Source organism: Bacillus sp. PK3-037 (assembly GCF_054161355.1).
In genome coordinates, this window is record NZ_CP096408.1 from 24,053 (window position 1) to 48,020 (window position 23,968).

Consider the following 23,968-nt stretch of genomic DNA (forward strand, 5'->3'; position numbering starts at 1 on the left):
ATTTTGCTTAAAAGATTTCCAAAACAGTAGATTAATAGAACAAATTATGCAAATATATAGTAATATTCTCATTGAAAGGAAGAGTCATAGAAGGAATGAATTCATTTATCCGTCCTCTAGAAGGAAACAATACATTGTGGAGATATTTTTTCTCCTTTTTGGTGATGGTTGGCTTATTCTTTTTTGGAAGCATTGTTTATGTATTTATGATGTTATTGACTGCACTTTTAAGTCCACATATCGCGTTTGATGTGGATACAGGTATGTTAACCGATTCTTTGGCTGATCTGTTTTTAGCTCATATCGTTTATGTATTTGCGATCCCTGGGGTTTGGCTGGCTGTTCGATTTATCCTGAAACGCCCGTTTCGGTCAGTCATTACACCGCATGCAAAAATCAACTGGCGCAGCATTTTCTTTGGCTTTCTCGCTTATTTCTTGCTGATGGCTGTGGTTCAGGGGATTGATTATGCGATTCATCCGGCGAAATACACTTTTCAGGATTTTGACGCCTCACGTTTTCTGTGGCTGCTTGTGGCATCTCTGTTATTGGTGCCGTTCCAGACTTCTGCGGAAGAACTGTTTTTCAGGGGATTTTTATTGCAAGCTTTTGGAAAAGTGATAAAGAACCCTTTTGTATTGACGCTGATTGTCGGCGGTCTATTTGGGGTTGTACACTTTGGCAATCCTGAAATGAGTAATGGCGCTTTTTGGGCAGGCATTGAGTATGTAACAATTGGGATTCTTTTAACGTATTATACGGTCAAAACAGGCAGCCTTGAAATTTCACTTGGTGTGCATGCCGCGAATAATATGTTTTTATGTCTATTTATTACTGAAAAAAACAGTGTATATGGAGATATTCCTTCATTATTTGCCATCACACGGGGAAATCCGATGTGGGAGACTTTCTTTACGGTTGTCGTTAATCTTTTCTTTGCGTTTATCGTTGTACAATACCATAAGAGATCAAAAAGAAAGCAGCAAGGCGTTTAATCCCTGCTGCTTTTTAATGTTTGTAAGGCTTCTTCGATGTCTGTTGTCGGCTGCTGGCAGGCGAAATTTTCACAAATATACACGGTTGTTTGATCGTCTATGATGCGATAGTCAGCCGCAAATGGCGCAATGTCTTTGCACTGGTCGGGATGCTCTGCCACCAGGATGGAATCGTTTGGAATAAAGGCCTGTTGAAGCGCGCTTGTGATTTGTTTTCTGTCTGAATCGTCCGGGCGCCCAAAAATCACAATTTCCTTTTTAGGCGTCATATGTTTTAACACACTTTGCATAAAGAAAGAGTGGCCGCTCGGGTATGCCTCGATTTCAGGCTTGAACACGGAAAACATCGTTTCGGCTTTTTCAATCAGCGACAAATCGCCTGTGACTTGCCCGAGGCGCAGAAGCTGAACGGCTGCCACGCTGTTTCCTGAAGGCACGGCGCCATCGTACACTTCTTTTTCTCTGACAATTAACGCTTCTGCGTCGTGTCCGGTAAAGTAGAATCCACCATGCTCCTCGTCCCAAAACAAATCGATCATATCGTCTGACATCTTCTTCGCTTTTTCTAAATATGATAGATTAAACGAGGCTTCATAGAGGTCGAGATAAGCCCATAAGAGAAAGGCATAATCGTCGATAAATCCTTTGTTTTTCACTTCGCCGTCACGATACCGAACCATCACCCGGCCGTCGATGATTACATTGTTTTCAATAAAGGTGATAGCGTCTTCAGCCAAGGTGAGGTATTGGGGTTCCTGGAATACCTTTGCCGCTTTAGCGAGACCCGCAATCATTAGTGCGTTCCATGACGTCAGCACCTTATCATCAACATGCGGATATGTTCTTTCTTCACGCGTCTCTAACAGCTTCAGTCTTGCATCATCAAGCTTGCGGCTGAGCCCTTCTTCGGTTAAGCCGCTATCCGCTTTGATTTGTTCCCGCTTGGTGTGAATGAGGTTGGGAATGTTTTTGCCCTCAAAGTTGCCTTTTTCTGTGATGTCATACACGTTGCAATACAGCGTGCCGAGATCCTCTCCGAGCGTCTTCAAGATCTCTTCTTTTGACCACACGTAGTACTTTCCTTCTTCGCCTTCTGTATCCGCGTCTAAAGCGGAGAAAAAGCTCCCGTCTTCATGGGTCATTTCCCGTTGAATGAACGTAATGATCTGCTCACAAATCTCTTTGTAACGGCTGTTTTGCGTGACTTGATAAGCTTCAGTATAAGCTGTCAGCAGGAGCGCATTGTCATACAGCATTTTTTCAAAGTGAGGGACGAGCCACTCATCATCGGTCGAATAGCGGGCAAATCCATAGCCGATATGGTCATAGATGCCTCCATTTGCCATGCTGTCCAGTGTTTTCGTGACGTTGTACAAAGCGTTTTCCTGCCCCGTCTTGTGATAATAACGGAGCAAATACATGAGCATATGAGGCATAGGAAATTTCGGCGCCTGTCCGAAGCCGCCATAGATTGTATCGAAACCGTTGGCAAGCTGCTGGAATGTCCGGTGGATCGCTGATTCGCTTAACCCCTCACTTGTTTTAGCCGCTGTTTTTGTCTGTAAATGTTTAGCGGCGTTTTCTGCAATATCCTCGACATGCTCACGATCGTTCGCAAACGTTTCTGAAAGATGCTCAAGCACGTCAACAAAACCCGGTCGATTATATTTACTCGTCTTCGGAAAATATGTACCCGCGTAAAACGGCTTCTGATCAGGCGTGATAAACACATTCAATGGCCAGCCGCCTTGTCCGGTCATCAGCTGGCAGATTCTCATATAAACAGAATCAACATCAGGGCGCTCTTCCCGATCTACTTTAATCGCAACAAACCGTTCATTGAGGAGACGCGCAATTTCCTCATCCTCGAAGCTTTCATGAGCCATGACGTGGCACCAATGGCATGTTCTTTAGATTAGCCATGGTTAGCTATACCCAATAGATACGAGAACAGGCTTGTTTTCGCGTTTCGCTTTTTCAAATGCTTCTTCTCCCCAAGGGAACCAGTCCACAGGGTTATGAGCATGTTGAAGTAAATAAGGAGACTTCTCAGCGATTAATCTATTGGGTTTACTTTTGTTTGGCATGGGATCACCTTCTTTCACTTTTGATTATTTATTTCTATTTTTACTGTACCATAGTGGAGTTTAGTTTATACCTTTAAATTATACTAACCGCCGATCCAAGTTAAATATAGCTAATACTGCCCCGATAAATTTAATTCCTTTTCCAACGTCAAATCAAATACTCGTTGTTACAAAGGGAAATAGGTTAAAAAATAAAGATATCCAATCGGGTACTGCTGTTTTGTAACTCCGAATAAGCAAGCCTGATTTATCCCACTTCTTTCATCTGATTTAAGTTTAGTTTAGCAACAAAAAAATGCTTAATATCTCATCAAGCTGCATTGTAACATGGTACAATTATGAAAAAATATAAGGCTATCAGGTGTGTTTGGGAGGTGGTAAAAATTATTAAAGATCTCGGATTTATAATATTTTTCACTATTTTGCCAGGTTTGGTAACCTTGGTTGGTTTTCTTTTTCCAAATTTGAGCTTGTTTACAAAGACTATACTAATATTAGGCACATTTTTCATTTGTATTCTTATTGTGGCGATTTACTTAGGGATTAAACAAAAAAATTATATAAGGGAAATAAATAAGTTGAAGCAGGAATTAGGTGAAAGTCAGAAGATTAATAATGATATTCAAGAGTTTATTCATAAAAGAAAACTCTTCGTTGACCATAACATGGTTGAAATTTGTGACATTATAACTCAATACGAGGGATATGTCAGGGATGCTGGAAGAGGACATGTGTATTCAAAGGTAAGGGATGAAGCAAGGCAGGTTAAGGAAAGAGTATTGAAAATAATTCGAGAGGAAAAGAGGGATTTTGATGACCAATTATATAGAGTTTCGCGTAATAAAAATAATTGATGAGTATAGTCTAGTAATTAATGGGGGACTAAATAAAGATGTCTCTTTGGGTGACAAAATTGAAATATATCTACAAGGAGAAGAAATCACTGACCCATTTGATGGTGATAAAAAGCTTGGAACACTCGATTTCATAAAAGATAAATTAGAAGTAGTTGAACTATACTCAAACTTTTCAGTTTGTAAGAAGCTTGTAAAAACGAAGATTTATCAACCCTCTGCACTTCAAAAAGCGTTTGCTAGTTCAAATATAGCTAGTACACTACAAACTGCTCTTGGAGGGTATGCAAGAACAGAAATTAAATCCGAAAAAATTAATGTAGGTGAAGAAGATATTACTGGTAGAGTTACTGGTGAGAAAACTATTAAAATTGGTGATTATGCAAGAATTGCTGTAGATGAGGACCAAGACGATTAATTATTAATTTTGTTTCTGTTTTTTTTGTATAAAAAAGGTCAAATGTGCATGTTGCTAAATAACTAGGTTAACCTACCTAATAAAGACGATAATAATTGTTTTTGGTCCCTCAGCAAAGGAAGTATGTTATTTGGGAATTTTCAGCATAATCTATGGATTTATTGTTATTGCTGGGAGGGGATCCCCTTCTTCTTTGGGTTAAATACAAAGGCTAACTATTTTAAAATATTAGCCTTTGTATGATTAATCATATTTTAGAAGATCATCTAGAATGTGAAGTTTTAGTTGAGTCTGAGTTGACTCTGGGTTCAAATAACTTTCCATATCTTTGAAAACTTTATCAATGTTAGTTAAATCAATGTCTGTATATATTAAAACGAATATCCCGAATTTCTTGAAATAACTTTTATGCTTTGTCATTTCTTTTTCGAAGTTTCGTTTAGCTTCTTCATTAATTTCCTTCTGTAGCTTCCCTTTTGTACCTTTAATGTATCCATGTGTTGACCAAGGAGACAATTCAAAACCGTATTTATTCAATGTTTTAGGATCAATAATAGTGAAATCAAGTCTATATTTATGATTATCAGCAATTCCGTCATATCTAAATTCAGGAATTAATAAAGGAACATCCTCTGGATTTTCTGAATTTCGTACAAAATCACAATACCTCTTGGCTATTTCTAATTCATATTGAGAACCAGAAGCCCTCACCATTGTGTTTTTAAAGAAAGAAAGATACTGGTCTATATCATGAAATTCAATTTTTTCATCTACAAAAGGAATTACTAAACCAGTTTGGAGAACATGTCCAATTGTCCAGTAATTTTTTTTGAAGCGTCTAATTTCACTTTGATCATTTTCCCAATTGCCATTGGCAAATCGAGGAGTGACAAGAAGGCCATAGGATGCATTTCTTTGACCAATCCACATAGTAGCCTCTTCAACTGTAGGACGCTTTTTTGATAGGTCAGTATAATGTCTTAAATAAGTTCTCTCTAAAAAAGTGAACGTATAATCCCTTACAACTTCATATTTTTGTATCAGTTTAAGCATTTCATAAACTTTACTGTTTTCTTTATGCTCTCCTATATCATCTAAGTATCTAATTAATCCTTTGCTCCATAAGGCAACAAAGTGATCAGGATCCATAATAACTTCATTTTTTATATCGATGAATTCAGCATTCTTCCCACCGATCTTGGCATGAAGTTGGAGTTTTGAAAAACCTGTAACCTCTAACACTTCAGGCAATAATTTAGTTAATTTTCTTGTTTTAGCTGCTAATTCTTTACTTACTGCTGTGTACGCCATTAATGTCCCCCAAAAGCTGTATTTTAAATTCAGAAAGTTTAAACGCAACTTATTAATATGTCAAAGATAACTTGAATAATGTTCCTGTATATTATAGCATCATCTTCTTTTTTTAAGAGAAAAATCCAAAAAATTTCACGAATATATGCTTTAATGTCAAGTTTCAAAAGTATCGCTATTACCGCAAAAAAAACGCAATCATATAGTCAAGGTATAGCTCATATGTACCTTTTTACATTAGGAATTGTAAATGGCTTTTTGATCTGACATAATACAATTAATGTAAATATTCGAATAATTTTGTAAATCTGCGGGGTGAGATTTTTCTTGGATCATACATCTATAAAAAAAGAAAGGATTCCGTATGAAATTTTAATATCTAAGTTGAATTCATGGTATACAACCATAAAGAAAAATATGATTGAAGAAGCCCAAAAGAAGAAGTCGGAAATTGAATCTCTTTTAGAAGAAGTCGAAATGAAGCAAGATGTACTCCTATATTATCAACTTTTAGATTTTAGACATGAACTAATGCTAATTTATTTGAGATCAAAAGATGTTGAAGAAGTTAGGAATACTTACGAAATTTTGAAAGAAAAAGAAGGCAGTTTGTCAAAAATGCTTGAGTATTATTTCTTCTTTTTCATGGGAATGTACGAATTCAGAAGAAAAGAACTTGTTTCTGCAATAAACGCCTATAGTTTAGCTGAAACCAAATTATCAGAGATTGAAGATGAGATTGAACGTGGAGAATTTTATTTTAAAGTATCAGAAGTATATTACTATATGAAACAAACTTATTTTTCACTGAGTTATGCAAAGAGAGCTATAAAGATATACCAGAAATTTGATATTCATGATGAAAGAATACTTCATTGCAGGTTTATTGTAGCTGGAAACTTAATTGATACTTTAAATTACAATAGTGCAATTAAGGAATTGAAAAAAGGATTACAGGATGCTTTTAAAATCGGAAAAAAATATCTCATTGCAACATTTCATATGAATTTAGGTATCGTTTATAGGAGTGTTGGTCAATATGATTTGTCGATTCAAAATCTCATGAAGGCATTGCAAGTCTTTCAAGAGGAAAAGCATATTTTTATGTCTAAAACTTTATTTAATTTGTCTCATGTATTGGCACAAAAAGGAGAAATGAATAAAGCGCACCTTTATTTTGAACAAGGAAGTGCCATTGCTATGCGTAACAATGATTATGAATACCAAGCCAAATTCAAGTTGCTAAAGGGACTTTATTTTTCCAATGAAGATGTTTCTTTAATTAATGAGGCCTTAGATTACTTTCAATCGAAGAAATTATTTGCTGATATTGAAGAATATGCTCATGAAGTTGCAGAGTTTTATTATGAAAAAGGAAATTCTTCGCTCTCTAACGAATATTATCGTAAGGTAATAGCAGCCAGAAACGAAATTCGAAAAGGGGAGATTATTCATGAAGAAAAAAATGATTGCCTTATCAGTGACGATTTTAATGGGGATGACAATACTGGGCTTATCCTTTAATTCAGATACTTTTGGTCATCAAGCTAAATCTGAAGACGTAATGAGTATTGCATCAGATCGGCTTGGAAGCTAAAGTAAACCCACTCGTTTTTCGTGAGTGGGCTTTTTTCTATATAGAGATTTCGCATACATGATTAATTCCTGTTTCCATTCGGTTTCTTGACAAAAGTTTCAATTGTGAGTGTTTGTGCTGTATGACATGTGTAGGTAGATTGAAGAAAGATGCTAGTTGATGGATTGTTAAGTTTTGTATTTCGAATAAATGTTCTTTTAATAATTTGTCTGGAAGTAACAATTCAGAAGCGAATATATTTGCTTGGTGTTCTAACTTATCTTTTAAGACAGCGGAGCAATTAGCCACTTTAAAAGCATTTAAATTTTTGTGGAGGAAATAATGTCCTAGTTCGTGGGCAACAATGAATTTTTGGATTGTTTGGTGCGTTAGTTTTTCATTTGTATGAATAATATAACGATTTTCTTCTTTAAGATGTTGAAGTAAACCTTCGGCTTGCCCTAAGTTGTTCTTTGTTATGATTATATTTAGTTGTTCGCAAATTTCATAAACATCATTAGTTCCGTAACTCAACAAGATTAACTGTACTTTGTGTTTTATGTTTTTGCTCGTATAAATTGGTATCACTCTTTCCTCTTTAATTCATCTACAAGCTTTATTCCATTTTTTAATGCCTTCTTAATTAGGAGAGCTGTTTCTTCGTCAAACTCACCGTCATTTTTAAAGAGTAGTGTATCTTCATCCTTTAGTTCCTCAATTACTTCATTAAATGTTTGGGTCAATTTTGAAGCCTTATTGTTGCTTTCAATGGGAGCTTTACCTACTAAATAATCAGTTGAAACATTATACAAGTCGCTTAATTGCTTTAATGTTTTTGTGTCTGGATCACGAAAATCTCTTTCATAATTAGAAATGACTTGGTTAGAAATGTTAAGTTTTTGAGCAACTTCAATTTGGGAAAGTCCACGTTTTTTTCTCGCTTCTTTTAATCGTTTTCCTAAACTCATATAAATTCGTCCAATCTACAGAAAGTTTATTTTTATATTATCACCATCAATTGTAACCAAGCTAGGACTTACCGATTATCTTTTCGATAAGTTTAATTTTATTGTTTGCTTAAACTAAATGCATAAATATAATGGTTTTACATTCATTATATGTAACGTGAGTCCTTGCGCTGAAATCAAAAAAACCATTGTTTTTTATGCAAAAAGTTTAATTTTGTATTGACTTAAACGAATAGTTTAATTATAATTAACTTATAAACGTAAAGACGAAAAAGGCAGAAAAGGAGGGAGTTGTTTTGAAAGAATTTTTAACTGCTGACAACATCCAAAACATTTTGGGGGTAGGGCAGGCAAAAGCATATCAAATCATTAGGGAGTTAAATAAGGAACTCAAACAAGAGGGATACAAAGTTGTTAAAGGAAAAGTCAGCCGTGCCAGATTTGAAGAGAAATATATTTATAAAACAACGGGGTGAGTGTCATCAGTTTAAACCAAACTCATTTGTTTATGAAAGAAGCTGTTCCGTTGGCCAGACAAATGGAAGGTGATTGGATAGCACGAATGAAAATTGCTCTTAATTCGGTCATCATAAATCATCAATTGAACCTTCCCTTAACAAATGGCAATGTTAATGAATTACTGCGAAAAGGCGTTTCATATCGCAGGATATGTAAGCATTACGGCATTGGAAGAAAAGAAATTGAAAAGCTGCGGCAATCAGCCATAGTGTGATGTTATATACCACTATAGGGAGCCGGTTAAGAATCCTTTGAAAGGGGGGATGCGATGAAAATAAGGGTGAATGCAACAATCATCACTGATGTTGAAGCTTTGAAGGCTGATAAAGATTTGAAACATTTTAAAGATTATGTGATTTATGAAACTTTTGTTGTCGATGAAGATAATCATTTAAGGGCTAATGAACAAGTATCCAAGCAGTTAAAAGGTTGGAATTGGTGGTGTATCTGGTCATCTCGTCCATTGAGTAAGAAGGATAACCAAGTGTTTACTTTATATAACGATGAATTGTATAACTTATGTCGCTAGGGGTGTTTGTTCTTTGAAAACTACATATAAACAAAGAAAGCGCCTTGACGAATAATCATCAAGAACGCCGGCAAATAAAAACTAGACACTTTTATTATACGGCATTCATGTAGAAAAGTCATGCGTGAGTATTTGAGTGATGAACAGCAATCACTTTAAATGCTGTAGCAGGCTAGAATAAGCGTGCGGAATAGCTGTAGTCAGCTTGATGGCTATAATTAGCCTACTAGGTTGCCATGAGGGCATAAAGCCGTTAGCAACTGATAAGCGCCAAGATGGATACAGAACCGGAGCGAATTCAAAATATAAAATCGAAATTGATGATCGTTTGAAAATAAATAATAAAAAATGAAATGGGGATATGAAAAATGAACTTAAACTTTATCGTGCCGGATATTAATATGACTTTTGGTGAACTGAAATTTTTAGGGTTAAATCGTGAGCGCTATGCCTATGTGGATGGAAAAAGAACGGATACTTTGGAATCGAGGATTTATAATCTAGGATCAAGTGTGCAAGGCGGGCAGATCGAAGTGACAATTCCTGCTTATGTTGATTTGAAGGAATTTGATTTCTTTAAGGATGTTGAATTGAAAAATCCGAAAATCATGGCTTCTGCTAGAGCAAACGGGAATTTTGCTAATGTTAACTGGACTGTCGAAGCAGAAGATCTCGTATTAAAAGGCACTGGGTCTAGTCCTGCAAACAAAACAGTAACACCAGGAACTTCTGATAAGAAATAATTTATAAATCGAGTACAGTTATTTTGATTATGTTGAAGAAAACGGAGGTAATGGCGAAGTGAAGACCGTTAAATCTGTGTACTTTGAGAATGTCGTTATCCCTACAATTGAACTTGGCGAATGTCATTGTTGTGAGGAGGACAATGCCGTAGAGTATTATCAAGAAGAAGTCCCGAGAGGTTATGTGTGGGAAATGTATTGTCACTCTTGTAGAGAAAAATCATCGGGGTATGAATTCTAATGATCGATATTAGTGATTTCTTTAATAAAAGGTTTTGGAAGTACAGGGGCAAACGAATCCGCCCGTACATGAGAAACAACGTAAAATTAGCAGGCGCAATCATCTTTGTGCCTGTTTTTTTATTGTCTATGTTCATCTTTTGGAGAGAACAACTAATTAATTTTGATCTTAACCGTGTTATAAAACATTTTGAGTGGAATGTGCCTTTAATCATCAAAAGCGTTTTATGCTCTTTATTAATTGCTGTTGGAAGCATAGTTGCATCTTATTTTCTTTTCTTTAACAGCTATAAGAAAATTCTTCACAGACAAAAGATTGCTAAGATGATTTTCTCTAATAAGTTTTACGAAAAAGAAAATGTGAAAGTAAGGAAACTCTTTTCAAATGAAACTGACACAAAGGAAAAAATCACATACTTTCCTAGAATGTATTATAGGGTCAAAAACAACCACATTTATATCCGTATTGCTATGGACATGAGCCGTTTTCAGAATCGCTTCCTAGACTTAGGAAAGGATTTGGAAAACGGCTTATTTTGTGACCTGGTGGATAAGCAAATGGAAGAAGGTTTTGTATGCTTTAAGCTTCTTTACGATGTGAAAAAGAATCGTATTTCTATTGATGATGCAGTAGCTGAGAATGGAGTCCTTCCGTTAATGAAGCATATTTCATGGCATTTTGATAAGTTGCCGCACATGCTAATTGCAGGAGGTACAGGTGGAGGGAAAACATACTTCATGCTGACGATCATTAAGGCATGTGTTGGACTGGGGGCAGATGTAAGAATACTAGATCCTAAAAATGCAGATTTAGCAGACTTGGAAGAAGTACTTCCGAAAAAGGTCTATTCCCAAAAGAACGGTATTCTTATGTGCCTGAGAAAGTCTGTAGATGGCATGATGGAGCGCATGGATGAAATGAAGAAAATGCCTAATTATAAGACAGGTGAAAACTACGCCTATTTAGGGTTGAAGCCTGTTTTTATCTTCTTTGATGAATATGTGGCATTTATGGATTTATTAGATATGAAAGAAAGAAATGAAGCCCTTTCTTACATGAAACAGTTGGTCATGTTGGGGAGACAGGCGGGTTACTTTCTCGTTTTAGGGGCACAACGTCCAGATGCAAAATATTTGGCTGATGGTATTCGAGATCAGTTTAGCTTCCGGGTGTCGTTAGGTTTAATGTCAGATACGGGCTACGGGATGATGTTTGGTGATGTTGATAAAGCATATGTGAATAAAAAAGAGACAGGGCGAGGATATGCCAATGTTGGCACTGGTGCAGTGTTGGAATTTTACAGCCCTATCGTGCCGAAAGGATATGATTTTATGTCGTCTATTAAAAATGCGCTGGTTGGAGTCGAGGGAGCGCAGGCGACGGCAGTCGCCAGCGGCAGCGTAAGCGACCAGACGGCCAGCGGCGAAGGAGTGAGCGAAGCGAATGGATGAGCTAAAACAACCCCCCCACGCTAACAGGGGGGTAGTAATCGTAAAAGAAAAAAATGAAACCGTTGAAAGTCCTTTGGTATCAATGGTTGACTATATTCGAGTCTCTTTTAAAGCCCATGATGTTGACCGAATTATTGAAGAGGTTCTTCACCTTAGCAAAGACTTTATGACCGAGAAACAATCTGGTTTCTATGGCTACGTTGGCACGTTCGAACTGGACTATATCAAAGTCTTTTATTCTGCGCCAGATGATAACAGAGGTATTTTGATAGAAATGTCCGGTCAAGGTTGCCGTCAATTTGAATCCTTCTTGGAATGCCGGAAGAAAACATGGTACGACTTCTTTCAAGATTGCATGGCGCAAGGCGGTTCATTTACTCGCTTTGATTTGGCGATTGATGATAAAAAGACGTACTTTTCTATACCGGAATTGTTAAAGAAAGCCCAAAAGGGCGAATGTATTTCACGCTTTAGAAAATCCGACTTCAATGGCTCCTTTGATCTATCTGATGGCATTGCAGGCGGGACGACAATATACTTCGGTTCTAAAAAGTCAGAAGCGTACCTTTGCTTTTATGAGAAAAACTATGAACAAGCAGAAAAGTATAACATTCCGTTAGAAGAACTAGGCGATTGGAATCGTTATGAATTGCGGCTGAAAAATGAACGTGCACAAGTGGCTATAGATGCTTTATTGAAAACAAAGGATTTAACCTTAATCGCTATGCAGATTATTAATAACTATGTAAGGTTCGTTGATGCTGATGAAAACATCACTAGAGAGCATTGGAAAACGAGCCTTTTTTGGTCTGAATTTATAGGTGATGTTGGGAGACTTCCTTTGTACGTCAAACCACAAAAAGATTTCTATCAGAAATCAAGAAACTGGCTTCGTAACTCTTGTGCTCCCACTATGAAAATGGTGCTTGAAGCCGATGAACATTTAGGGAAAACTGATCTGTCAGATATGATTACAGAAGCTGAACTGGCAGACAAACACAAAAAAATGCTAGATGTGTTTCTTGCTGATGTTGCTGACATGGTCGTTTAAAAACAAGCTGCTAAATCTTAATAAAAACAGGTGATGCGATTAAACGTATGTGTCAACGGTACCGGAGCGAAGTGAGGATAAGGAGTTGACATATTAGCGCTACCAAAACCCTCTTGGCATTGAACAAACAACCGTTTGTTCCTGCCTACCGGCGAGGGAGTCCCCCGATGATTCGGGGGAATAGGGGGCTAGATTAACAGCAATCCAACGGGTTTCCGTTGGTGGGTTTGGGTGAAACCCAAAAGGTTTTAAGTAATTATCACCACTTTTTTATGGAATTTAGGGAGGCAATTTATAAGAAATACTTATATAATACCATTGGAAAATAAATGTTAACTTATGGAGTTTAATGAAGTAGTATTTAGTTATAAATAATTCGTCGTTCATTAAGGAGGGGAATTTATTGGAACAAGAAACTAAGTTTAGAATAGCTACTGAACAAGATTTAGATAGAATTGTAGAAATGCTTGCTGATGATGAATTGGGAAGGCTTCGTGAGCGTTATGAACAACCACTTCCGGAAAGTTATACAAAAGCATTTCGAGCTATCACGTCTGACCCTAATAATGAGTTGGTAGTAGCTTTTCAAGACGATGAAGTGATCGGTGTACTTCAAATTACATTTACTCCGTATATTACACACCAAGGTGGATGGAGAGCTACTATTGAAGGAGTTAGAACAGCCTCATCCGTGCGTGGTAAGGGGGTTGGAACTGAACTTATAAAATGGGCAATTCAACGTGCAAACAAACGTGGTTGTCACTTAATTCAACTTACAACAGATAAGCACAGAGTCGATGCGTTACGTTTTTATAAACGATTAGGTTTTAAATCTACGCATGATGGTTTAAAAATGAAATTGGAGTAGTTACTAATCAGCTAACGGATGCTTATCTTCAATAAAGATTTAAAACATGAATAAAGTTAAGGATTCTTGTTTTATGGTCATTTATCATAACATTGCCAATCCAAAAAACTTTTAAGAACAGTATGAGTGTTAATTCTGCTGTTCTTTTTTGCGTGTGCAAAATTAGATTAAACAGCAATCCACCGGGCTTCCGTTGGTGGATTTGGGTGAAACCCAAGAACTTAAATCGGAGGGATAAGATGTTTAATATTAATCTGTTGAATCAGGCCCGACTAGAGAGTGATTTGGAGTCTCTTGGCTGTTTGGATATTGCTGAGGAACTCATTGAAAAAATGATGGAAGATGTCTTTTACAGTGTTGTTGCTCAAAGAGTCGTAGTTCAAACTCTTTCGGTTATAGATAACGTGAATACCAAACTTCAAGCCACATTCAACATACTGGAGGATGAAGATACCGAGACAGATGAAAGAATTGTAGAGTTTGAAGGAATTAGCTACTACCAATAAGGGGTGGAAATGTGCAGTGTCTGCTGTAGACAAACGATTCAGAAGCTTAGGTTTTAATGTGGGTATTCCCTCTTTAGTTTTTGTAAGGAGTTTAAGCAGAGATTGCATGTTAGTTGTCGAGGGTGAACGAATAAAAGGGTTTGCAGAATATCGTTACACATTCTATAAGACAAGATACTTGCCGGACGGTCGTATGACTAGCTTGAAAGTTTATATGGAGAATCAAAGCATAAAAAGGGTGTTACATCGTGTAGCATCCTTTTTATTATTCCTAGAAAAAACAAAGCAAATTATATAAGAAGGGAGTGGTAAAAAGAGGTGTGTTATACTTATGATGGAAATGTAAATCAAGTTAGAGGGAGTTTTACTAATGTCTTGGTGGAAATGGATAAACATAGCTTGTATAGTAACGCTAGTCTTAGTTATTGGTATTAAGTTATTAACCGAACAACAGATAAGTACACCTCTATTAGTATTTTCATCTATTGTTGTTCTAAGCAGTATATTAAGACTTATTGGGAAAAAGCCTTCATTTGAAGCAAGTTAAAAAATCTATAATCATCAGTTCAAAAGTGATGAACAAGTAAGGATGTTACAACATGTAGCATCCTTTTTATTATTCCTAGAAAAAACAAAACAGGTTTGAAGAAAGCGAGGTCTTTCATGAAACAGAGTGTTGAGGTCGTTGAAATTAAAGGTAAGCCAGTGGAAGTGATCGTGACGGAGTTAAATGAACCGAACTATGAAAAAATGGCGAGAGCCATTTTGAAAATGACAAGAAACATGAAAGTTAACCAGGAGGAAAGTGCTTAGAAATCTATGAAAGGAGAGTGAATCGAATTGCTCCATAATGAAATGGACTTGGATAAAAAAGAAGAGTCATTTTTTCGGTCTGCCTTTCAAAAATTGAAACGAATTGAAAGACCGGAAAAAGACAAACAGAAAGTCCCTCGTGACAGGTCGAAGCTGATCGCAGTTACATTGTGGACTTGTGTTGGGGGTTTACTGTTTATCTGCTTGCTCGCTGTGCTTCTATCAATTAACACAAGGTCCCAACTTAATGATATGAAAGAAGAAGCCAATAAGCCAACAAATGACGATAAACAAAAAATTTCGGTGACTGCTGCTGAAAACTTTCTGTCAGGGTTCATCAATGAATACGTGAATGTGAAGAACGATCAAGAATCTATTGAAAAACGTATGCAGAACCTTGAAAGCTACATGGTGAAACAGGTGGATAACCATTTTGAAGATGAAGAACGCTTCAATGTGGATGGTTTAAAAGGTGATCGAGAGTTAAAAGATTACAGCTTATATAACGTGAAAGAAGGTGATAAAAACAGCCTTTTTCAATATAAGGTCACATATGAAAATCTATATCCTGTAGAAAAGGAAGTTGAAAAAGAAGTTAAAGACGGAAAGAAGAAAAAGAAGGTGAAAGAAAAGGTTAAAACAAACAAGAAATCTGAAAAACAAATGTTACTGAATATTCCAGTCACAAATAAAGGTGATTCCTTTGCGGTGTCTGCTGTCCCTTACTTTACACAGATTTATGATCTGAAAGGCGATATTGCTTTTAAGGGCAAAGAAGAAACTAGAGACGAATATGCAGGCGAGAAAAAAGAATCTATCGAATCATTTCTTCGAAATTTCTTTGAGAAATACGCTTCTGAAAAGAAAGAAGAAATGGTTTATATGATGAAACAGCCGGAAGCATTGGAAGGAAACTTATTATTTGGGGAAGTGCAGTCAGTGAAAATCTTCGAGACGAAAAAAGGTTTCGAGGTTTTTTGTGCTGTCCGATTTAAGGAAAAAGAAAATGACATTCCGGTAAATGAAAAATTCAGTCTAGAGATTACGGAAAACAGCAGTCAGTTTTATGTAAATAAACTTAAACATCAGTAGGAGGTTTAAATATGGATTTCATGAATTTTTTTATTCTTGGCGCAGACCTTCCAACACTTGGAGGGGTAAAAGGTTGGGCATCAGATGTTGTTATCCAATTCATTACGATCGTGGTCATGTTTATAGCTGCAAAGAATCTGATGAGATTAAAAATGGGCGGCATTATCTTTGTTTGCTGTATTGGCAGTGCGGTGACGTGGGTTATTAAGCACTGGTCAGAATTTTCCGGCTGGATCAATGCGCTAATGGAAAAATTGTAAGGGGGTATCTGAATGGGGCGTCTGGTGTTCAACTACCGGAAGGCAATGAGAGAGCCGAAAAAAATTCAGCAATTAACCGAAAAATATTCGTTACCCTTTGCAGTTGAGTTAATACCGGCTATTAACTATTTTATTTTTGTTGGTCTCTGCTTTGGATTTTGGTACGGCGTGAGGATGATTTTTCCTCACGCTTTTGATAATAGTTACGTCATCGTGATTTTTGGAATACCATTTTTTTTAACGATGCTTGTGACGAAAATAAAGCCGGAAGGAAAAAACATCTATTTATATTTCTTTGATTTCGCAAAATATTACTTCTTCATAAAGCTTCCACAAAAGAAGTATTGCAATGACCGAAAGGTTGATTTAAGTAACGAAAAACAAATTGAGTTTCAAAAACTTGTGAAGGTGGTGGATTATTCAAATGAGACTAAAAACGCCTATGAAGGCAATACACAAGAATTTACTGTTAACAAGAACGGGCGACGTGTGGGCGTACTACCGAATAAAAAGCAATTCGATTCCTATGCAAAATAGAGAAAAAGTTGAATCGTATAAGAAGAAGTGGCAGCATCTTTTTGAAGAAATTACATCTTATGAGGATTTTCACTTGATGATGTATCCAAGTGAGTATGAATTAGAAAAACGATTTAAGGATTTAGAAACAGATATTGCGGCAGATGCAATGGATGTGGCACGTTACTACAATGAAGAAACGGTAAGGCTGTTAGAACAGCGATTAGGAAGGCTGACAAAGTATGACTTCATTTTAGGTGTAAAACTGAAAAGCAGTCTTGTAAATATTAGTGTCGAACTGAAAGACAATATATTATCTTTTTTCAATACAGCGACTGATACAGTCGTGAAAATGCTCGGGTGGGAACAAAATGTTTCCACCTCTTTTTTTGAAAAATATGAGGAAGTCGAAGAAACATTAGCGAATATCATGGCTTCTGTTCGCGGAGAACGGCTTTCAGAAACAGAAATGACATACATTAACCGTTATCACTTTGTACGTGGGTTAAAGCACCAAACGAATGAAGAAAGTGAGATAAAGGATGTTCGCTCTATTACAAACACGATCATAGACCCCACTGACCCATCAGTATTGCATTTGCATAGTGATCAAGATGAAGGCTATTCAGCTTTTGTCGTGATTGACGAATTTCTTCACAATATGTCGGAAAGTGATTTGTTTTATGAAGCACAGTCTCTTCCCTTCCCTGTTGAAGTTCAGATGAAAATTCAAACGGAATCAAAGTCCATTACCAAGCCTGCCCTCAACCTCAAAAGACAGCAATTGAAAGAAGAACAAAAAGAACAACAAAGCACAGGCGATCGAAGTGATGTTTCCACTGTCACAAGTGCCACAATGATAAGGCATTTACAAGATGAAATAAAGAAAGAAGATGTGCATGTGATGAACTGGCTGTCTGTGATAGTCGTTCATGGAAAGACAAAAAAAGAATGTGTGGGAAAAGCAACGATTGTCAAAAGGCATTTAAAAGGCGCTGGCATTACGTGTCGGCTTCCGGTAGCTGATCAATTGAACCTTTTTTATAAAATGCTTCCCGGTGAAAAGTTAGACATAACCGATAAGAACTGGATTCAAAAAACAACGCAAGACGGAGTTGCAGAAGGTCTGTTTGCTGTTAACTCTGATATTGGTTCGAAAATCGGGTTCTTTCTCGGTTGGGTTGATCGTTTCCAAGAGCACACCGATTTAGAAAGCGCCATTATGTCCAGCCGTGATTTTGTCTTATTCCATCCTTTCTTAGCGAATCAGCAGTTAAAAGGTTCAAAGACACGTTCTCCTCACTGCTTAATCACAGGAGACACAGGAAACGGCAAGTCATATCTAGCGAAATTGATCTTTAACTATATCAGCATGTTAAACATCAAATCTCTGTATATAGACCCTAAAAAGGAAATGAGAAAGTGGATTCAAAGAGTCTTGAATGATGAGTACATTAGAGAGAACTTTCCCTTATATATTGCACATTTAGAGAAATACAACTATATCACGCTAGATCATGAAAACACGCACAACTGGGGAGCACTTGACCCTATCTCCTTCCTCCCTCCTATGAAAGCAAAAGAGCTAGTTCAAGTCATTTTTGAACAAGTATATGACTTTAAAGGGAAGGACGACATAAACACAGCTTTCCTTCGTGCTACGTCAGAAGTGATTGAGGCAAAACAAAAAGGTGAACAGGTCGGCTCACTTGATATTATTCGGAGGATGCAGAACCATCCGGAAGAAGCTGTACAAAAGGCTGGCGACTACTTAAATGAGGTTGTGTCAGATTCCATTCTGAAACTTTGTATTCATGATGGTTCGAACCCTGCATTGTCACTTGAAAAACGAATCACCATTTTAGAAGTTGAAAATATGGATTTGCCGGATCATGCTGAACGACTTGAAAACTACACCATATCACAATTAAAGTCTAGTGCCGTCATGTTTGCACTTGGTAAGTTCTGCGAACTATTCGGTATGAATCAGGATGAACAGACAGTTGAATTTATAGATGAAGCTTGGATATTTACCACGTCTCAACAAGGCAAAAAAGTTGAGAGACAAATGCGCCGGATTGGTCGCTCATACAACAATGCGGAATATTTCATTTCCCAATCTACAAAAGACGCTTTGAAAGAAGAGGATTCCGGAAACTTTGGCGTTGCCTTCGCCTTTGATGAACCAAACGAACGTGAAGAAGTGTTGAAATGGATGAACATGGAGGTCACAAAAGAAAACAAAAAAATGATGGAATCCATGTTCCAAGGTCAATGTCTATTTAAAGATTACTATGGCCGTACATCTAAAGTTTCAATTGAATGCCTATTCGAAGAATGGCAAGGCGCTTTAAAAACAGTCGAGAAAAAAGCTGTCGCATATGCGGAAGAAAAATATTTGTAAAAGGGGTTGAAATCGTACATGGAAATAGCTTTCTTAAACTCCCTTGTTGTCACGAGTCCAGGCTTTTATAAAGCTGAAAAAATCACATTGGACGAAGTGAAACAATGGTTGAGACATTATGACGGACGATACAAAAGTTTTATTGGGCATAAATCAACGGCACAGTTTCTTCAAAAATTATTAGGCATCAAGATTGAACAAAACCGAAAGATTTTCAGACATATGAAATATCAAAAAGCAATCTGTTTCTCTCTGTATGAACGATATCCCGAAAACGTGCTGCTAACGCAAAGAGACTTAGAGAAAGCCAGATACCAATTTTATTTATTAACTCGATTAGATTAGGAGGTGGCTGTTATGAAGAAGAAAAGGATTCTGATTGTATCGGCTATCGTGTTGCTGTTTTTAACTGTTGCTTCAGCTGTAACGGTATTTTCGGCTGACGGAGATACCACCACACAGCCAAAAGTCGAAAAAGCCGGCGGCGTTGAATTGAAGGTGAAAAGATTTCCTATCTCACGTTATCAAGCGAATAATGAAGCATCTGACGATTTAATTAAGGGGGCGTTTGTTGGACTGACAAACGTCACTTTTTCTTTTGCGGGAAACATTGTCCGTGTGGTTGATGCTGGAATGGATATTTTGTATAACTTGCAACCAATTGACGAGTTCGCAAATTCTATTACAAACGTCTCTAAAACAGTTTATAAAACCCTGAAAAAGAATTTCGGTGAAGCCTTATTCATTTTCACGTGTGGCTATGTCGTCTATCTGTTTTGTGTTAGAGGTAGCGCAAAAGAAGCAATGCGACGGAGTATTCTATTTATTTGCGTCATGGTGATCGGCGGGCTTTGGATGTCAAACGCTGGTTATTACATGAAAGCGTTGAACGCTTTGTCTGTAGAAGCACAAGGAAAGCTTTTGAATGCGGGAAATGGATTGGTTGGCATTGTTCGAGATGAAGGGAGTTTTGCAGACAGTTCTGCGATTGAAAAAGGAAAGGAAATGGAAGGCACAGTTGCGGTTATGCGTAATCTTTACTTTGACATTGCTTTGATGAAGCCCTTTTTAATTGTGAATTTTGATGAAACAAGCGAAAAGAAAATCAATGAGAAAGATACAGATAAAAGCGGACTTAATCGTATAGATAAACTGCTTTCTTATAAGCTTTCAGAGGATGGAGAAAAAGATAAAAAGGATTATATAAAAGAGACTGAAATTGATGAATATAAAAATGAATCTATGACTTCTGGAAATGTGTTTAATCAGCTTGGAGAATCTTTTATTGCTGTGGTCGCTTCTATTGTTATTGGAATCCCATTTTTGGCACTAGCGTTTTTTAATTTCTTGCTTCAAGTTGTTGCTTTAGTCATTGTCTTTTTCGTACCATTCGCTTTTATATTAGCGTATGTTCCCCAATTAGCTTACTCTGGATTTGTCACTCTTGGACGTTTGGGGAGTGTTTATCTACTGAAAGCAATGTTAGGTATTATTGTTCTGTTTGTGTACGTGACATGTTTTATCGTTGACAAGTTAATACCTCCAAACGGTTTCGGAATGTATCTTTTGAATGTTGCTGTCCTTGCCTCAATTTTGTGGATTGGTTTTCACAAGAGGGATGCCATTATCAAGTTTGTGACAGCTGGAAAAGTAGTTTCAGTTGATAATAATATGATGGAAAACATGAGACAAAACATTGTTCAGCCTGCTTGGGAACAAGCAAAGAAAATAGGTGGAGTATGGGGTAACGGAGGCGGCGTATTTACTGACTTTACAAAGCATTTTAGGGGAAGAAAAGACAGTTCGAATGCTGATGGCGTAACTGGTGCTCCAAATGGTGGCGGTAATTCACCGAGTGGGGCTGCTATGGGATATGATAATACTCATGCTATTTCAAGAACCCCGCAAAAAGAGACTGCTAATGGAATAGCTAGTCATAACAGCCGAAACTTAAAACGAAATCCTCAAACTCTATCGAAAGAACAAGAGAAACAAAAAGAAGCATTTGCGAATGCAAAAGAAAATAAACAGCAATCCCATTTAGACAGATTGAGAAAAGACGGAATAAACTCTCCTATGCTGAAAGATGCTTTGAAAGAAGGTAGTGAGGAATTATCCAAACGAGCACCTATCTTGCAAGATAAAAAAGATGAATCAGCACGAACAGATCAAAAAGAATATGTTGAACAGCTTCTTAAACAGCCTGATAATCAGCGACAAACTGACGATGCATCATTACAACATGAAGAAGAAACTACTTCTAATCGAGCACCAGTCTTACAAGAGAATGAGAAAGAAACAGAACGTACAGACCAAAAGGCATATGTTCATGAAGGACAAAACCAGAATACTGAAACTGAAAAACATCATGACTTTGAAGTTCAGAAAGATGATTCTGTTTCAAAAAGTGAGCCAGTAGCACAAGAGAAGACAGCAGAAATCAAAAGATCAGACCAAAAAGTCATGACGAATCAACCTGAACCGCAGCTCGGCTTTGAAAGTCCTCAATCTACAAAAGTAGAAAATCAGTCTATTGCCAATAACGAACGTAAAATCAGACCATCTGAACCCGCAAAAGTTCATTCAGATGGTATTCGTGTTGAGGAAAAACAGGCTGTTGCTCCTGTTGGTGAAAGTAAGGCTGTATCTAGAGAAAAACAGCCTTCATCACAAACAATTAAACGGACAGAACAAAGCGTTAATTCATTTGACCAAGTGTCTTTAAATGAAATTGCAAGACGCTCTTCATCAAAAGTAGAAGATCGACTGAGAAGGGATGAAAGAATAAGATGATAAGTAAAAAGGTCATTCTTCCTTCGGTGTTCTCGGCTCCTTTTATCTTCTTTTTTGTTTTATCTATAGTAGTGGTTATGACGATTTCAAGAGAAAATCAAGTTGGAGACGATTTTATAGGCGGCGGGGATGGCGAATATGAAACGGTTGGCATTGCACCGGAAGTCGAACGGTTTAGGGCTGTATTTGAAAAGTACGCCCGTCAGGAAGGCGTTTTTGACCAAGTGAATATTATTATGGCGCTCACCATGCAAGAAAGTGGTGGGCGTTCTTTGGATATCATGCAAAGTTCCGAAAGTATCGGCTTACCTCCCAACTCCATAACTGACCCAGAATACTCGATTAAAGTCGGCATTAAACATTTTAAGAAGGTTTTTAAACAGGCTGGCGGTGATGTTCGTTTAACCTTACAGGCTTACAACTTCGGTTCTGGATTTATAGACTATGTGAAAAAGAATGGCGGGAAATACACAAAGAAATTAGCACTCGATTTTAGTCGACTGCAAGCCTTTAAAATGGGCTGGAAAAGCTATGGTGATCCAAGCTATGTTGATCACGTCATGAGATATGTAAAGGGTTCTGATAAAAATGTAGCGCCTGTGAATGGCTCTATGGATTTCTATGAAACGGTCATGAAAGAAGCTTTGAAGTATGAAGGGCAACCGTATGCTTGGGGTGGTTCAAACCCGAAAACTGGATTTGATTGTTCGGGCCTTGTTCAGTGGTCTTTTGCGAAAGCTGGCATCACTCTTCCTAGAACAGCCCAGGAACAGCATGCGGCAACAAAGAAAATAAGTGAAAAAGAAGCGACTGCGGGTGACTTAGTATTCTTTGGCGGCACATATGAAGGAAAAGCCATTACTCATGTTGGTATCTATGTAGGCAATGGCAGAATGTTTAATTCAAATGACAGCGGAATCGAATATTCTGATCTGAAATCAGGTTATTGGAGAGATCACCTTGTATCTTTTGGACGGATTAAATAACTAGGGGTGGAAATATGAAAACACATATTGCATGGGCTTCAGCTAGTTTAATATTAATATTACTGACCGGATTTTTTATGAATGGACAGCAAACGTATAAGATTGAAAAGTTGAAGGATAAAAATGAAGTTCTGACAGAAAAAATCAAGGAATTGAACCATATAGAATCAACAAGCAGCGCTTCGGAAAACAAGGCATTTTTCGAAGCGTTTTTTAATTACTCCGACATAGATAAGCGATATGAAACAGTTAAGAAGCATACAACCGAAAAAGGGTTTGATTATGCATTCCCTTCTCGTTCAGATCAAAAGCACACAGTCAGCGTGCAAAGTGAGTTACTTTCATTAGAGAGTTATTCAAAACCGTTGGATGGATCCCATGAATTGTTTTTAAACATTGTTGAAATCGCCACAACTGCGAATTCAGTTACTACGAATCAAGTGTTGATTGTTCAAACGACTATGAAAAAAGATAAAGATGGTTGGTTAGTCGATAATGTACAGGTTAAGGGAAATGGATAAAAGGTGGAAAATAATAAATTGTTTGTTTATACTAAATATTGAAAAAGGAGGTAATGTTTATTTTGAAAAACCTTTTTATTTTCCTTAATTTGATGATGATGTTTGTTTTAACTGCATGTGGTGGAAACAAGTACGATGAATCAATTGATGACGTAATTAGCCAGTATAAAGAATATAAAGGAAATGACACAGAGATAAGTATTAAAAGAGAAAATGCGGTTGTAAAAGTCTTTGATGGGGGAAAATATATACAGCTAGCATTTTATATGCCAAAAGGGTCTTCACGTGAATTAACAACCTATAAATATTATGAAAAGTTAGGAGATAAATACGAAAAGATGACCGGTATGCCGGGAAACGGTGAAAATGATCGTCTTGGCTTATCGAAGAAAACACCAGACTATGAAGAAGTAAAAGGTGAAGAGACAAAGTTAGAGGAGTAAACCATGTGTTTGCTCCTCTATTT

General features: G+C 37.1%; 28 protein-coding genes and 1 pseudogene. 25 read left to right on the forward strand and 4 right to left on the reverse strand.

Annotation, left to right across the window (positions count from 1 at the left end):
- The first annotated feature begins 95 nt into the window (after positions 1-95).
- Positions 96-995, forward strand: coding sequence for a CPBP family intramembrane glutamic endopeptidase (locus M1D69_RS00140; protein ID WP_458104970.1), 900 nt, complete (start codon positions 96-98; stop codon positions 993-995).
- On the opposite strand, the pseudogene M1D69_RS00145 reads toward M1D69_RS00140, so the two are convergent.
- Positions 992-3,082: pseudogene (locus M1D69_RS00145) on the reverse strand (thioredoxin domain-containing protein). The gene M1D69_RS00140 and the pseudogene M1D69_RS00145 sit on opposite strands and share 4 nt — an antisense overlap.
- A gap of 374 nt (positions 3,083-3,456) precedes the next feature.
- Between M1D69_RS00145 and M1D69_RS00150 the strand changes: the two are divergent.
- Entirely contained in the window at positions 3,457-3,936 is a 480-nt protein-coding gene (locus tag M1D69_RS00150) for a hypothetical protein (protein WP_458104969.1), read from the forward strand.
- Entirely contained in the window at positions 3,896-4,354 is a 459-nt protein-coding gene (locus tag M1D69_RS00155) for a hypothetical protein (protein ID WP_458104968.1), read from the forward strand. The genes M1D69_RS00150 and M1D69_RS00155 overlap by 41 nt, the downstream gene beginning before the upstream one ends.
- Before the next feature lie 243 nt (positions 4,355-4,597).
- Here the strand turns inward: M1D69_RS00155 and M1D69_RS00160 are convergent, their stop codons facing one another.
- The gene (locus M1D69_RS00160; protein ID WP_458104967.1) at positions 4,598-5,665 is read right to left on the reverse strand and encodes a hypothetical protein; all 1,068 of its coding nucleotides are present in this window, start codon (positions 5,663-5,665) and stop codon (positions 4,598-4,600) included.
- A 327-nt stretch (positions 5,666-5,992) separates the two neighbouring features.
- On the opposite strand from M1D69_RS00160, the gene M1D69_RS00165 reads away from it, so the two are divergent.
- Positions 5,993-7,189: a Rap family tetratricopeptide repeat protein gene (locus M1D69_RS00165; protein ID WP_458104966.1), complete on the forward strand. Its 1,197-nt coding sequence runs from the start codon at positions 5,993-5,995 to the stop codon at positions 7,187-7,189.
- 109 nt (positions 7,190-7,298) lie between these two features.
- Here the strand turns inward: M1D69_RS00165 and M1D69_RS00170 are convergent, their stop codons facing one another.
- Complete coding sequence (locus M1D69_RS00170) at positions 7,299-7,829, reverse strand: ImmA/IrrE family metallo-endopeptidase (RefSeq protein ID WP_019716392.1); 531 nt, start codon at positions 7,827-7,829, stop codon at positions 7,299-7,301.
- Complete coding sequence (locus tag M1D69_RS00175) at positions 7,826-8,209, reverse strand: helix-turn-helix domain-containing protein (RefSeq protein WP_019716391.1); 384 nt, start codon at positions 8,207-8,209, stop codon at positions 7,826-7,828. The genes M1D69_RS00170 and M1D69_RS00175 overlap by 4 nt, the downstream gene beginning before the upstream one ends.
- Before the next feature lie 296 nt (positions 8,210-8,505).
- Between M1D69_RS00175 and M1D69_RS00180 the strand changes: the two genes are divergently transcribed.
- The 21 genes from M1D69_RS00180 to M1D69_RS00280 all read left to right on the forward strand — a co-directional run bounded on the left by M1D69_RS00180 (position 8,506) and on the right by M1D69_RS00280 (position 23,945).
- Positions 8,506-8,685 (forward strand): hypothetical protein, encoded by a 180-nt coding sequence (locus M1D69_RS00180; protein ID WP_019716390.1) that lies wholly within the window; start codon positions 8,506-8,508, stop codon positions 8,683-8,685.
- A gap of 32 nt (positions 8,686-8,717) precedes the next feature.
- The gene (locus tag M1D69_RS00185; protein WP_458106236.1) at positions 8,718-8,942 is read left to right on the forward strand and encodes a hypothetical protein; all 225 of its coding nucleotides are present in this window, start codon (positions 8,718-8,720) and stop codon (positions 8,940-8,942) included.
- A 54-nt stretch (positions 8,943-8,996) separates the two neighbouring features.
- Entirely contained in the window at positions 8,997-9,257 is a 261-nt protein-coding gene (locus M1D69_RS00190; protein WP_458104965.1) for a hypothetical protein, read from the forward strand.
- A 205-nt stretch (positions 9,258-9,462) separates the two neighbouring features.
- The gene (locus M1D69_RS00195) at positions 9,463-9,609 is read left to right on the forward strand and encodes a hypothetical protein (RefSeq protein WP_144482717.1); all 147 of its coding nucleotides are present in this window, start codon (positions 9,463-9,465) and stop codon (positions 9,607-9,609) included.
- A gap of 16 nt (positions 9,610-9,625) precedes the next feature.
- Complete coding sequence (locus tag M1D69_RS00200; protein WP_017418452.1) at positions 9,626-10,000, forward strand: YdcP family protein; 375 nt, start codon at positions 9,626-9,628, stop codon at positions 9,998-10,000.
- Positions 10,001-10,249: 249 nt separating this feature from the next.
- Positions 10,250-11,692, forward strand: coding sequence for a coupling conjugation protein ConQ (conQ, locus tag M1D69_RS00205; protein WP_458106235.1), 1,443 nt, complete (start codon positions 10,250-10,252; stop codon positions 11,690-11,692).
- Positions 11,685-12,743 carry a DNA relaxase NicK gene (gene nicK / locus M1D69_RS00210; protein ID WP_458104964.1) on the forward strand — a complete coding sequence of 353 codons (1,059 nt, stop codon included), beginning with the start codon at positions 11,685-11,687 and terminating at the stop codon, positions 12,741-12,743. Before conQ ends, nicK begins: the two co-directional genes overlap by 8 nt.
- 403 nt (positions 12,744-13,146) lie before the next feature.
- Complete coding sequence (locus M1D69_RS00215) at positions 13,147-13,611, forward strand: GNAT family N-acetyltransferase (protein WP_100506057.1); 465 nt, start codon at positions 13,147-13,149, stop codon at positions 13,609-13,611.
- Between the two features lie 239 nt (positions 13,612-13,850).
- Entirely contained in the window at positions 13,851-14,117 is a 267-nt protein-coding gene (locus tag M1D69_RS00220; protein ID WP_458104963.1) for a hypothetical protein, read from the forward strand.
- A gap of 16 nt (positions 14,118-14,133) precedes the next feature.
- The gene (locus M1D69_RS00225) at positions 14,134-14,415 is read left to right on the forward strand and encodes a hypothetical protein (protein WP_458104962.1); all 282 of its coding nucleotides are present in this window, start codon (positions 14,134-14,136) and stop codon (positions 14,413-14,415) included.
- A gap of 72 nt (positions 14,416-14,487) precedes the next feature.
- The gene (locus M1D69_RS00230) at positions 14,488-14,664 is read left to right on the forward strand and encodes a hypothetical protein (protein WP_458104961.1); all 177 of its coding nucleotides are present in this window, start codon (positions 14,488-14,490) and stop codon (positions 14,662-14,664) included.
- Positions 14,665-14,780: 116 nt separating this feature from the next.
- Positions 14,781-14,930 carry a hypothetical protein gene (locus tag M1D69_RS00235; protein WP_003328171.1) on the forward strand — a complete coding sequence of 50 codons (150 nt, stop codon included), beginning with the start codon at positions 14,781-14,783 and terminating at the stop codon, positions 14,928-14,930.
- A gap of 42 nt (positions 14,931-14,972) precedes the next feature.
- Positions 14,973-16,022 (forward strand): conjugal transfer protein, encoded by a 1,050-nt coding sequence (locus tag M1D69_RS00240; RefSeq protein WP_458106234.1) that lies wholly within the window; start codon positions 14,973-14,975, stop codon positions 16,020-16,022.
- A gap of 11 nt (positions 16,023-16,033) precedes the next feature.
- On the forward strand, positions 16,034-16,282 hold the full coding sequence (conC, locus tag M1D69_RS00245) for a transposon conjugation system subunit ConC (RefSeq protein WP_014478915.1): 249 nt from the start codon (positions 16,034-16,036) through the stop codon (positions 16,280-16,282).
- Positions 16,283-16,294: 12 nt separating this feature from the next.
- The gene (locus tag M1D69_RS00250) at positions 16,295-16,819 is read left to right on the forward strand and encodes a conjugal transfer protein (protein ID WP_129093536.1); all 525 of its coding nucleotides are present in this window, start codon (positions 16,295-16,297) and stop codon (positions 16,817-16,819) included.
- Positions 16,707-19,202 (forward strand): VirB4-like ATPase ConE, encoded by a 2,496-nt coding sequence (gene conE / locus M1D69_RS00255; protein ID WP_458104960.1) that lies wholly within the window; start codon positions 16,707-16,709, stop codon positions 19,200-19,202. The genes M1D69_RS00250 and conE overlap by 113 nt, the downstream gene beginning before the upstream one ends.
- An 18-nt stretch (positions 19,203-19,220) precedes the next feature.
- Complete coding sequence (locus M1D69_RS00260; RefSeq protein ID WP_205440523.1) at positions 19,221-19,547, forward strand: YddF family protein; 327 nt, start codon at positions 19,221-19,223, stop codon at positions 19,545-19,547.
- Positions 19,548-19,550: 3 nt separating this feature from the next.
- Positions 19,551-21,995 (forward strand): transposon conjugation system subunit ConG, encoded by a 2,445-nt coding sequence (gene conG / locus M1D69_RS00265; protein WP_458104959.1) that lies wholly within the window; start codon positions 19,551-19,553, stop codon positions 21,993-21,995.
- A complete protein-coding gene (locus M1D69_RS00270) occupies positions 21,992-22,981 on the forward strand; it encodes a bifunctional lytic transglycosylase/C40 family peptidase (protein WP_458104958.1) in 990 nt (329 codons plus the stop codon). The genes conG and M1D69_RS00270 overlap by 4 nt, the downstream gene beginning before the upstream one ends.
- 14 nt (positions 22,982-22,995) lie before the next feature.
- On the forward strand, positions 22,996-23,502 hold the full coding sequence (locus M1D69_RS00275) for a hypothetical protein (protein ID WP_458104957.1): 507 nt from the start codon (positions 22,996-22,998) through the stop codon (positions 23,500-23,502).
- A 62-nt stretch (positions 23,503-23,564) separates the two neighbouring features.
- Complete coding sequence (locus tag M1D69_RS00280; protein WP_458106233.1) at positions 23,565-23,945, forward strand: DUF4467 domain-containing protein; 381 nt, start codon at positions 23,565-23,567, stop codon at positions 23,943-23,945.
- Positions 23,946-23,968: the final 23 nt, after the last annotated feature.